The sequence below is a fragment of the Fibrella arboris genome (genome assembly GCF_041321095.1).
In the GTDB taxonomy this organism is placed as follows: Bacteria; Bacteroidota; Bacteroidia; order Cytophagales; family Spirosomataceae; genus Fibrella; species Fibrella arboris.
This window is the reverse complement of the sequence record NZ_JBGGWE010000020.1, coordinates 55,027-67,268: the sequence shown is the minus strand read 5'-3', so window position 1 is coordinate 67,268 and position 12,242 is coordinate 55,027. Positions and strand designations below refer to the sequence as shown.

9 protein-coding genes are annotated in these 12,242 nt (G+C 55.9%); 4 read left to right on the top strand and 5 right to left on the bottom strand.

Annotated elements, in window-relative coordinates; translation table 11 throughout:
* Window positions 1-51: 51 nt before the first annotated feature.
* Window positions 52-630: an RNA polymerase sigma factor gene (locus ACAW75_RS24585; RefSeq protein ID WP_370731438.1), complete on the top strand. Its 579-nt coding sequence runs from the start codon at window positions 52-54 to the stop codon at window positions 628-630.
* 8 nt (window positions 631-638) lie between these two features.
* On the opposite strand, the gene ACAW75_RS24580 is transcribed toward ACAW75_RS24585, so the two are convergent.
* Window positions 639-1,766 (bottom strand): SMP-30/gluconolactonase/LRE family protein, encoded by a 1,128-nt coding sequence (locus ACAW75_RS24580; protein WP_370731437.1) that lies wholly within the window; start codon window positions 1,764-1,766, stop codon window positions 639-641.
* A gap of 137 nt (window positions 1,767-1,903) precedes the next feature.
* A complete protein-coding gene (locus ACAW75_RS24575) occupies window positions 1,904-2,404 on the bottom strand; it encodes a VOC family protein (RefSeq protein WP_370731436.1) in 501 nt (166 codons plus the stop codon).
* Between the two features lie 148 nt (window positions 2,405-2,552).
* Here ACAW75_RS24575 and ACAW75_RS24570 point away from each other — a divergent pair, with 148 nt between their 5' ends.
* Together ACAW75_RS24570 and ACAW75_RS24565 are read left to right on the top strand one after the other, a co-directional pair.
* On the top strand, window positions 2,553-3,476 hold the full coding sequence (locus ACAW75_RS24570) for a DnaJ C-terminal domain-containing protein (protein ID WP_370731435.1): 924 nt from the start codon (window positions 2,553-2,555) through the stop codon (window positions 3,474-3,476).
* Between the two features lie 11 nt (window positions 3,477-3,487).
* Window positions 3,488-3,778, top strand: coding sequence for a chaperone modulator CbpM (locus ACAW75_RS24565; protein WP_370731434.1), 291 nt, complete (start codon window positions 3,488-3,490; stop codon window positions 3,776-3,778).
* A 97-nt stretch (window positions 3,779-3,875) separates the two neighbouring features.
* Here ACAW75_RS24565 and ACAW75_RS24560 read toward each other — a convergent pair whose 3' ends face one another.
* From ACAW75_RS24560 to dnaG, 3 genes are all read right to left on the bottom strand, one after another.
* A complete protein-coding gene (locus ACAW75_RS24560) occupies window positions 3,876-6,014 on the bottom strand; it encodes a molybdopterin-dependent oxidoreductase (RefSeq protein ID WP_370731433.1) in 2,139 nt (712 codons plus the stop codon).
* Window positions 6,015-6,030: 16 nt separating this feature from the next.
* Window positions 6,031-6,153 (bottom strand): hypothetical protein, encoded by a 123-nt coding sequence (locus ACAW75_RS24555; protein ID WP_370731432.1) that lies wholly within the window; start codon window positions 6,151-6,153, stop codon window positions 6,031-6,033.
* Between the two features lie 347 nt (window positions 6,154-6,500).
* Window positions 6,501-8,657, bottom strand: a complete 2,157-nt coding sequence (gene dnaG, locus ACAW75_RS24550; protein WP_370731431.1) for a DNA primase — start codon at window positions 8,655-8,657, stop codon at window positions 6,501-6,503.
* 234 nt (window positions 8,658-8,891) lie between these two features.
* On the opposite strand from dnaG, the gene lacZ reads away from it, so the two are divergent.
* On the top strand, window positions 8,892-12,161 hold the full coding sequence (lacZ, locus tag ACAW75_RS24545) for a beta-galactosidase, LacZ type (protein WP_370731430.1): 3,270 nt from the start codon (window positions 8,892-8,894) through the stop codon (window positions 12,159-12,161).
* The last annotated feature ends 81 nt before the right edge of the window (window positions 12,162-12,242 follow it).

Below are 12,242 nucleotides of genomic sequence, written 5' to 3'. Positions count from 1 at the left end.
AACGTGCCATAAAAAGTACCACCGTTCGCTATACTTTATTTGTACCCTAGCATGCCTACCGTAACCGTACCTGTTCATCTCTCAGATCAGGAATTAATTAGCCATTACCTCCAGACCGGAGAACAACAGTATTTCACCCAGTTATATATACGCCATCGCCAACGGGTCCACCAGACGTGTATGGCCTATACGGGAAACACCGACGATTCGGAAGATTGTGTACAGGAAATTTTTCTCCGATTAATACATAAGCTAAAAGGATACCGGGGCGAGGCTCAGTTTACCACATGGCTTCGGTCAATCACGGCCAATTATTGCCTGGATCAGATCCGCAAGAAAAAGCGGGAGCAGGCCCTGTGGTGTAGCTATGAACTTGAGCTGACCAATGGGCCAAGCTGGATAACCAGCGCTGAAGAAGCGAACAGCCACACCTACGAGTTGATGCTCAAACAACTCCCGGTTATGCAGCGCGAGCTGTTGTACAGCAAATACGAAGCTGGTACGTCAATAAACGACATTGCCATTCGTCAGGGCCTGACGCCCAGTGCCGTTAAAATGCGCATAAAGCGGGCTAAAGAATTAGCCAGTAACCTCTACAAACGACTACAGGTTGACGAAGACCACCGCTGACTAGTTGATTAATTCAGATCGATGTACGACATGGTATGCACGTCATCGGCGTTTTTATTCACGAACTTCTTTTCCGGCTTGTCGTAGTTGCTGATATACAACCGCTTCCCCTTCAGCAAAACCTCGGCCGGCTGATCGAGCCGACCGTCATGACCGTCGGTATTGCCGTTCTGAGCCAGCGTCTTCACCGAGCCGTCGGCCAGCGCAACCGTCAGGATGGCGTTCTCGCGTGAATTACACAGATACATCGTATTGGTTGCCCGGTCAATGATGAGCCCATCTACGCAGGAGATGGGCTTACTTACTTTTAGCACCTCTTTACCGGCCAATGTGCCATCGGGTTTGAGCGTCACTTTATACAGCGTGCCATCGCCAAAACTGCCGGTATACAGATTACCCTGGCTATCGTAGTCCAGCCCGTCGGCCCCATTGTCCAGCCCTGTTTCGTTGATCGTGGTGGTAAACGTCGTGAGCACGTGCGGATCCATTGTTCTTGGCTTTACCATAATGGGCGTACCAGCCGCCGCTTTGGCCAGTTCAGCCAGTGTAAAGCGGAATATAGCACTGCCGGTTGTATCGGTCGGCATATCCCACTGGCTGTCGGTCATGTATAGCGTGTTTCCTTTCCAGACCACGGCATTGCCCAGCGACAGCCCCGTTACAACCGGTTTAATGGCCTGCACCTTACCCCCCTTCATGCTGATACACATCAGCCGCGATTTGTATTCTTTGCTGTTTTCATACTGGTTCTCGGCGTAATACAGGTTGCCATCTGGTCCAAACGCCAGATCCATAGGGCAGGCATGTTTCGTATCGGGCTGGGCAGGCAGGTCGCTGACAAACTGTACCGAGTCGCCCACGATCTTCATCAGCACACCTGGGTACGTGTTATCGGCCAGATTCGGCACCGACAGGTACACCGTACCATCGGGGGCCAGGGCCAGACCATCGGGCGTATTGTACTTATCGGGCAGGGTGGCCATCAGCACCGGGCTCCCAACAGTCGCCGTAGTCGTAGTATCGTCAGTGGTGGCCGCCGCTGTTGTAGCACTGTTGGCGGTCGAATCGGTCTTTTTCTGCTGGCAGCGGGCCATCAGGCCAATGCCAATACACAGTAAGAGAAAATAGCGGATCATGTTTACGCTGCGTTTATCAATCAGACCATAAACAGTGCCGGCGCTGCTTTGTTGAAAAGCATTACGTTATGTGTACTACGTTGGTCTGCACAGCTCATTCGTTATCGCTGGTAATGACACGAAACCCGTTACTCTCTTTACTGACCGTTGTGCTGTTCAGCCAGTAAACCAGGCAGATCGAGCGGATGCGTGTACATCTCAATCTGCCCGTCGGGACGTCGGGGCCATTGCTCGCGTGGGCGATCCCAGTACAATTCCACGCCGTTCTGATCCGGGTCATTCAGGTAAATAGCTTCCGACACGCCATGATCCGACGCCCCCGTAAGTGGGTAGTTCGCGTCGAGAAGGCGTTGCAGGGCTACGGCCAGATCGCGGCGGGTTGGGTACAGAATGGCCGTGTGAAACAGCCCGGCGGCGCGGGTCGGGGCGGGTGGGGCATCCTTGCTGTACCAGGTATTCAGACCGATATGATGGTGATAGCCACCGGCCGAAATGAATGCCGCCTGAGTGCCATACAGAGTGACCAGTTCGAAGCCCAGCAGGTCGCGGTAAAAAGCCAGCGCCCTGTCCAGGTCAGCCACTTTTAAATGAATGTGCCCAATACGCGTCTGGGCCGGGATTTTGTAGGGAGTCGTCATGACCCGGTAACCTTAGCCGGGTCATTTACGTTTCTATGAAAACTTTGGGGTGGGTGTTTCAGCCTGGGGTTGTTGCTGACGCACTGATCTACTTATGCGTCAGCAACAACCCCAGGCCGAAACGCGCCAGTCAAAATCATAGATAGATATGGACTTTATCGATTACTACAACGTATTGGGTGTACCGAAAACGGCCACGGAAGACGAAATCAAAAAAGCCTACCGTAAGCTGGCCCGAAAGCTACATCCAGACCTGAACCCCAACGATTCTGAGGCCAACAAAAAATTTCAGCAACTCAACGAAGCCAATGAGGTATTGAGTGACCCCGATAAACGTAAGAAATACGATCAGTACGGCCAAGACTGGCAACACGCTGAACAGTTTGAGCAGGCGCGCCAGCAGCAACGTACCCGGTATGGAGATACCCGGTATGGCGATACCCAGGCCGGTGGCAGCGGTGGTTACACCTATTCCGGCGATTTTGGCGACAGTGACTTCTCTGATTTCTTCGCCTCGATGTTCGGTTCTGAAGCCGGCGCACGGGGCAGTCGGCAGCAGGCACGTTACCGGGGTCAGGATTATGAAGCGGAGGTCCGTCTCAGCCTGCGCGATGCCTACACGACCCACAAGCAATCGCTCACCGTAACTGGCAAAAACATTGGCATCACCATTTACGCAGGCATCGAAAACGGGCAGAAGATCAAGCTGTCGGGGTATGGCGCACCGGGTGTGAACGGCGGCCCCAACGGCGACTTATACATTACGTTTACGGTTGAGGACGACCCGCGTTATAAACGGCAGGGTAATGACTTATACGTAACCGAAGAAATTGAACTGGCCACTGCGCTGCTGGGTGGCGATAAAATTGTGGAGACCCTCGCCGGCCAGGTGAAAGTACCGGTAAAGCCTGAAACACAACCCGGCACAAAAGTGCGGCTGAAGGGAAAAGGATTCCCCGTCTACCGGCAGGAAAATACGTTTGGCGACCTCTACGTACAATGGCAGGTAAAGCTTCCTGCCAATCTGACTGATCAACAAAAAGACTTGCTTCGGCAGGCGTTAATCCATTAATCGAACCGACTATGCTAACCGACGCACTTATTCCGGCCCACGATTTCTGTGTACACCATCAGATCGAGATTACAGTGCTGCATGAGCTGGCTCAACACGACCTGATTGATATTGTCAGGGTTGAACAGGCTATTTACGTACCGCCTCACCAGCTGGCCCGCCTGGAGAAACTTGTCCGCCTGCATCGTGACCTGGCCATTCACCCCGCCGACCTCGACATTGTCGCCAACTTACTGGAGCAGGTCGAACACTTGCAGGGGCAACTCACAACGCTCCAGAATCGCCTTCGCTTCTACGAATAGAAACGCCACGTCACCGTGTTGGCTGGTCATAAAATTAATACTCAACCAAGAAGCTATCTTGCTAAGGCCAGGTAATGGCTATCTGCCTTTCAGCTACTCATTCAACGCCTTCTACCCAAACAGGAACGCCAGACAGGGCAGCATTCCCCGTGAGGGTATCCGCAAAGGCATCGTCGGTGAGGTCGTTGATACTGGCTCCGGCATGCTGCCGGGCGATGTCGAGGCGTGTGCCGGGGCGGTTATGTCCGTAGCCGTGGGGCATGCACACAACGCCCGGCATAATAGCGGGCGTGACGTCGGCGGGCAGTTCGATCGTTCCCACGCGGGAACGTACCTGCACGCGCTGCCCCGTGGCAATGCCCAACCGATCGGCATCGTCGGGGTGCAGCAGCAGCGTGCAACGGTCGCGGCCTTTCACCAGCACACGCGCATTGTGCATCCACGAATTGTTGTCGCGCAAGTGCCGCCTGCTGATGAGCAGTAGTTGCCCGTCAGCCGGGGGAGCATAGGCGTCAAGCGCCTGCTGGGTACGTTCCAGATCAGCCAGGAACATAGGCGGGGCGCAATCAATACGTCCGTTGGGTGTTTGCAACCGGCCAGGCAGCTGCGATCGCAACGGCCCCAGGTCAACGCCGTGTGGGTGGTCTTGCAGATAAGTCAGGCTTAGGCCGGTGCTGCCGTAGGGGCCGGTGCGCAGGCCAAGATCAATCGTTTTGTTTGGGTCTTTCAGCGTCCATTCCGCGTTGGGTACGTTGCTTAGGCGCAAGCGGAGGTTTTCGAAGATTTCCCAGTCGTACATTGTACCGGCGGGTTTTGGCACCATTGGTTCGGAATAACGGGTCGTATTCCGAATGGCCAGCACATGGAATGTCAGGTCATAATTGGCCGTTTCAACCCCCGTCAGCGGTGGCAGAATGTAGTCGGCATGGCGCGTAGTTTCGTTCAAATAAATATCTACTGCCACCATGACTTCCAAACTGGCCAGGGCGTTGTCGAGGCGGCGCCCGTTGGGCGTTGATAGCACTGGATTCCCGCAGCTCGTTACCAATGCCCTCAACTGCCCCTCGCCGGGCGTGTCGATCTCTTCGGCCAGACAGGCAACCGGCAGTTCTCCCATAAATTCTGCCCTACTGCTTACCCGGCTCGTAAATCGGTTGTGTTTGGTGTAGGGCGGGCGCGGCACACCGGGTTTAGCTGCCAGCCCATCAACGGCCGGCGAGGTGAACATCATACCACCAGCTGTGTCTAGATGGCCGGTCAGCAGGTTAAGCACGTTGATCAGCCACAGGCACAGCCCACCAAACTCCTGCGTCGACACGCCAACGCGGCCATAGAGCACAGCACGGGGCGTTTGGGCAAACGTGCGCGCCAGCCTGCGCAACGTACCTGGCTCGATCCCCGTCAGGGCAGTTACCCGTTCGGGTGTGTAGGCGGCCACCGCATCGCGCAAAGCCGCCAGGTTGTCGATGTGGTTGGCCAGGTGACCCAGCCTGACCAGGTTTTCGGTAATGACCACCTGCGTCATGGCCAGCAGCAGAAACACGTCGGTACCGGGTCGGATGAACAGGTGCTCGTCGGCACGTTGAGCGGTTTCGGTGCGGCGGGGATCGATCACGACAACTTTGCCTCCACGCTGCTGAATGGCCCGTAGTCGGGTAGCTACGTCGGGCGAGGTCATGATGCTCCCGTTCGAGGCAATGGGATTTCCACCCATGATGAGCCAGAAATCGGTGTGGTCAATATCCGGCACGGGCATCAGCAACGGATGACCAAACAGTTGCCAGGCGGCAAAGTGATGCGGAAACTGATCGACCGACGAGGCCGAAAACATAGTATGGGTTCCCAGCGCCCTGATAAAGCCCGGCATGCTCAGAAAGGAGCCGGAGTTATGTACCGTTGGGTTGCCCGCATAGACGCCAATGGCGTTGGGGCCATGCACGTCACGTACCTGACGCAACCGGTCGGCCACTTCGTCGAATGCCTGCTCCCAGCCGATTTCCTGCCAGTGATCACCCACGCGTTTTATGGGCCGCCGCAGCCTGTCTGGGTCTTCGTATACGTCTTTGAGTGCCACCGCCTTGGGGCAAATATGCCCTCGGCTAAACGGATCGGCCGGGTCGCCGGCAATGCTGATGATCTCACCACCGCGGTGCGTAATGGTCAGGCCGCAAATGGCTTCACACAGGTTACAGGCGCGATAATGCGTTTGCAGTGATTCATCGGTACGATCAGCCATGGTTCAGGGTGGTTTGTTATGCCCGTAAAAGGTACAAAAAAAGACCCAGGTCAGCGCCCGTCATCCCATCGACCTTGTTGCCCTCGGCCAGGGAGAACAGGGCGTTGGCTCCGTCGGCCACTTCGCCGATGATGGGCACCAGCCCCGCTAGGGCCAGGGCGGTGTGGGTGAGCGTACTAAACAGACCTGGTTCACTGTCGGCCGTTGAGGGGGCGGCGTTCTGAACGGGTTCGTAAAACGGGTTTCGACTACTTCATTGATTGCACGTGCAGGTGCCCGGCGATCTGACCGTGAAGCAGGGCACCTGCACGTGCCCACGCTGTAAAAGCCGCAATCCTCGACGCTAAACCCGCCGTGTACGACGTGCTCGTTCATATCGAACCGGTTAAGGTGTAATTAATCGTATTCGTTGTTGCTTATCACAGGCAAGCGACAACGATAGTTGTGCTGTGTTTGCGCTAGCGCCACTCTTCGCGCAGCATAACTCTAGCCCGAAATAACTGTGCCCAACAACCGCGCAATCTCTACGTCGACGCGTTTGAAATGCATGTAGTCGGCCATGAGCTGGTCCGATTCGGCGGGGTCAGTTACTGTGCGAATCTTTTGCAGCAGATCGTGCATCCGCTCTTCGGCGATCAGCTTTTTTAGCCGGAGAATATTGCCGTACGCCGCTTCAGCCAGTACGCCGATGTCTTCTTCCGAGGGCACGAAAATGTGAAATTTATCCTGCCACTGGTTGCTGATTTCGTAGCGTTGGGTTGTCAGGCTAATAGCCTGGTATTGAAGCCCGTTCGATTGCTGACTGGTCATGGGGGCTTCGCTGACATTCGGCCGTTGATGCATAAAATCGTCGGCGGTCAGCGTTTCGCCCCGGCTGAACGCTTCGCGATACAGCGTCAGGATCAGGTCGTAGGGCGCATGCTGAAAATCGATGTCGCTTAGTTCACTCAGGATATAATGGCAGAGTGTGATGCCCGGCTCCAGTTCACGGGTGCCGTAGTTCATCAACAGCCGAATACATTCTTCTTCCTGATACGACAGCGGCGGACGAACTGAGTTTACAGGGTGCTGTTTGCCGGTCTCAGTTGCGCTGCCAGGGCCAGTTCCAGGTGCAGCTTGCCCTGCTCCAGGTACGTTGTCTTCCCTGGGTGCGGGCGAAATACCGGCTTCGTCGAGGAAATCGTTGAAGAAATCGTCCGGTGGGAGGTCGTTGGGGCCGGGGCGGTTGGGAACTGGTGCAGGGCTGCGCTGGGTTGCGTTGCCACCATCGCGGGCGGCGTTGCGGGCATCACGTTCCTGCTGGCGTTCGTAGTCTTTAACCTGCGTGTCGTGCTGTTTGCGGAGCAGCCGGTTACTTTCCGAAATCAACGTCTGCTCATCGACGTTCAACTGGCGGGCGGTACTTTGGAAAAAGACCTGCCGTTTGATCGGGTCAGGAATACGGGTGATGCTTCCGACAATTTCGGTGATCACCTCGGCCCGTTTGAACGGGTTATCGCCCGCGTCTTTCAGCAGGGCCGCCGTTTTAAACGCAATAAAGTCCTGCGTGTGCTGGCTCAGGTACGTTCTGAACGCCTCGGCGCCCACTTTCCGAACGTAGCTGTCGGGATCATCGCCATTGGGAAAGGTAGCCACGCTGACGTTCAGGCCCTCTTCCAGCACCATGTCCAATCCGCGCAGAGCTGCTTTCACGCCCGCCGCATCACCGTCGTAGAGAATGGTCACGTTCTGCGTGAACCGGCTGATGAGCCGGATCTGCTCGATGGTCAGCGACGTACCTGACGAGGCCACCACGTTTTTAATCCCCGCCTGATACAGCGAAATCACGTCGGTGTACCCTTCCGTCAGGTAACAGACGTCTTCCTGCCGGATCGTTTGCTTGGCCTGAAAGATGCCATACAGCACCTGACTTTTGTGGTAGGCCTCCGTTTCGGGTGAGTTGAGGTATTTCGGCGCTTTCGGATCAGGCTTCAGAATTCGGGCACCAAACGCAATGACCCGCCCCGATACGTTATGGATCGGGAACATGACCCGCCCCCGAAACCGGTCGAACACTTTTCCTGATTCTTCCCGCGTCACGGTCAGACCGGCTTTGCCCAGTAGTTCAGGATTGTAGCCCTTGGTCTGCGCATCGTTGAGCAGGGCGTCCCACTGGTCGGGGCTGTAGCCGAGGTCGAAGGCCGCAATGGTGGGGTCAGAAAAGCCCCGTTCGCGGAAATAGCTCAGGCCGATGCCACGCCCTTCTTCCGATTTCAGCAGGTGCTCCTGAAAGAACGTCTTGGCGTAGTTGAGCACGATATACAGGCTTTCGCGCTCGGTATGCTTGAGTTGCTCTTCGGGCGTGACCTCCTGTTCTTCTATCTCGATATTGTACTTCTTGGCCAGATACCGCAGCGCCTCGCCATAGCCCAGGTTCTCCACGTCCATCACAAACCGGACGGAGTCGCCCGCTTTTCCGCAGCCGAAACACTTGTAAATCTGCCGCGCCGGATTGACGTTGAACGAGGGTGATTTCTCGTTGTGAAACGGGCAACAGGCAATGTAGTTACTCCCACGCCGCTTCAATGACACAAAATCGCCCACCACTTCCAATATATCGGCAGCCTGCCGAATTCGCTCGACGGTCTCTTCAGGAATACGCATAGACGAAGATAATTGGATTCACCTCACCCCTGCCCCTCTCCTTGAAATAAGGTGGTCCGGCATTCCGGGAGGGGTGCCGCTTGAGCATAGCTCTGCTAATTGGCGAAGCTATTGTAGAGTAGCTCCCCTCCCGGAATGCCGGACCACCTTATTTCAAGGCGAGGGGTTGGGGGTGAGGTGAATCCAATTATCTTCCCACCTTGTTACCGTATTGCCTAACCTATACAGTTATTCATGTGTACTATCTCTCTCCGTATAACTCGTGTTGCTCTAATTTGGCTAACGTTACAAACAGGCGTACTCCTGGCCCAACCGGCAGGCGTTCCGTTTTACGAAGACCCGAAAGTCTTTAGTCAGCACACAGAAACGCCCCATACCACAATCTGGCCGTTCGCGACGGAACAGCAGGCCATCGCCAACGATCGGGGGACATCGCCGCGTATTCAGTCGCTGAACGGGGTTTGGAAATTCAAATGGGTCAAGCATCCGAAGCTCGTTACGGCCGATTTCAGCGCGCCCACTACCCGCGACCAGGATTGGGATAACCTGCCGGTGCCGTCGAACTGGCAGGTGGTGGGCGCCCGCGAGGGACGCGCTTACGACCGTCCCATTTTCACCAACATCATTCATCCCTTTCCGGCCAAACCGCCGCTCATTCAGGCCGACACAAACGCCGTGGGCCTCTACCGGAAACGCTTTACCATGCCTGCTGATTGGGCCGATCGCGAAACGTTTTTACACTTTGCGGGCGTGCAGTCTACCTGCCGGGTCTTTCTGAACGGTAGGTACGTTGGCTACCATGAAGACAGCATGACGCCCGCCGAATTCAGGATTACCGATGCCCTTCAGGCTGGCGAGAACACGCTGGCGGTAGAGGTCATCAATTGGTCGGACGGGAGTTATCTGGAAGATCAGGACTTCTGGCGGCTGTCGGGCATTTTCCGGGATGTGCTGCTCATCAGTCGGCCCAAATTGCACCTGCGCGATGTGCAATTGATCACCGACCTTGACGAGCCCGCCTATAAAAGCGGTACGCTGAAAATGACGGCCTACGTGCGCAATCTGGTGAGTCAGCAGCCGCCCCGTTACCGGCTGAAAACCACGTTATACGACCCCAAACAGCGGATTGTCTTCACCGAAACGCTACCGTCGGAAACGGCGGTTGGTTCTGAGCAGGAAGGTGTCTTTCGGTTCAGCAAACCCGTAACGGAACCCCTGTTATGGTCGGCTGAGCAACCGAACCTCTACACGATGACGCTGCAACTGCTGAATCCCGATGGGCAGACACTGGAAGCAGTCAGCCAGCGAATCGGGTTTCGCGAAATGGTCATCCGGGGTGGGCAATTACTTGTAAACGGACAGCCAGTGACGTTCAAAGGCGTGAACCGGCACGAGTTCGATCCGACAACAGGCCGGGCCATCAGCCGCGAGAGCATGATCCGCGATATCAAGCTGATGAAGCAATACAATATCAACGCCGTTCGGACGAGCCATTACCCCAACGTGACCGACTGGTATGATCTCTGCGACGAATATGGCCTGTATGTGATCGACGAAGCCAATATTGAAAGCCACGATCTCTGGCAGAAAGGCTACGACATCGCCAGCCGGCCGGAATGGCGCGACGCCTTTGTGGCACGCGGCCGGGCTATGGTCGAGCGCGATAAGAACCACGCATCGATCGTGATCTGGTCGTTGGGCAATGAAACGGGGATGGGCCAGAATTTTTCCGATATGGCCACGATCATTAAACTCGTTGACCCAACCCGCCCCATTCACTACGAAGGGCGCAAACCCTACAACCAGGCTACGCTTAGCCAGTTCGACATCATTGCCACGATGTATCCGTCAGTTGATGAGTTGGTGAAGCTGATGGAAAAAGACCCGACGCGCCCCGTGATCGTCTGCGAGTACGCCCATGCGATGGGCAACAGTGTGGGTAACCTGAAAGATTACTGGAACGCCATCGACAAATACCCGCGCCTACAGGGCGGTTTCATCTGGGACTGGGCTGACCAGGGGTTGACCCTTCGCGACAAAAACGGACAGTTCTACGTCGATCACATCAACTACATCGACGGGGCAAACGCCTGCGATGGCCTGGTAAACCCCGACCGGACGCCGCAGCCTGAACTGAACGAGGTAAAACGGGCCTACAGCTACGTGAAGTTCATCTTACCCGAACCGCTAACGGCTACGCAGACCAAAGTCAATCTAAAGAACACGTATGATTTCCAGACGCTCGACAACCTGAAACTGGTTTGCAAACTGATGCGCAATGGCGAAGTGGTCCAGCAGGGAACCGTGCCCACGCTTTCCGCCCGCGCCGGACAAACCATTCAGGTGACGGTGCCCTACAGCATTCCGACCCTTCGCGAGCCGGGCAGCGAGTATTTTCTGGTGCTGAGCCTGCAACTCAAAGAGGCAACACCCTGGGCGGCGGCCGGGCACGAAGTAGCCACCGAGCAATTTCCCATTCAGACCGATATTCCAATGCCGCCCGTGGTAGGTATCTCACGAATTCCAGCGTTGAAGTCGGCTCCCACCGCTACCGGGCTGGCGCTGGTCGGTACTGATTTCAGTCTCACATTTAACCGGTCTACTGGTGGCCTCAGCCAATGGCTTTATAAAGGGAAAGACCTGCTGGAAGGTCAGAAAGAGGCTTTAGGCGGGCTACTGACCACTAGTTTTTACCGCGTACCGACCGATAATGATGAAGGCGGGGGTGCCAGCTCGTTTGCCAGTCGCTGGCGGAAAGCCGGTATTGACCACCCTATAGTGACGCCGGTGGATATGCGCGTCGAAAAAGTGGGTACGCAACGGGTGCGGGTTACCTGCGTGAATGACCTGATGATGACCGGTGGCACCATTCGTCAAACAACCGACTATTTGATTTATGGCACGGGCGATGTGCTGGTCTCGACCACCTGCACGCCAGGTACGTCGACGGCCGATGCAGGCCTGCCACCATTGGCTCGTGTGGGCATGCAACTTAGCCTGCCGGCCAGCATGACATCGCTGACCTGGTATGGACGGGGACCATTCGAAAGCTACCAGGACCGGAAAGACGCGGCCTTCGTGGGACAGTATGCGGGCACTGTGGCCGACCAGTTCTTTCCCTACACAATGGCGCAGGAAAACGGCAATAAAACAGATGTTCGCTGGGCGCACCTGACCGACGGGGCCAATCCGGCAATGGGCCTGCTGATCATAGCCGAACCCGGCGGCTCCGGCCTGTTGAACGTCAACGCCCGCGACTACACAGACGCAGCCCTATTGGCCGCCAAAAACCCACACGCACAAACCGTAGCGCGCGGCAACACAACCGTGGTCAACATCGATTATCAGCAGATGGGGCTCGGCGGCGACGATAGCTGGTCGCCACGTACCCATGCCGACTATCAACTGCCAGCCGGCCGAACCTACAGCTACAGTTTCCGCCTCCGCCCTACCGACTCGCGCACTGAGCGTAAATCGATAGTCAACATGATCTTACCACGATAGAAACTGTTTTCTGTCTTCTGTTGCGCTGCTTGATAACGCAACATAGATTAGCGAAGCAACAGAAGACAGTAAACAGTAAAC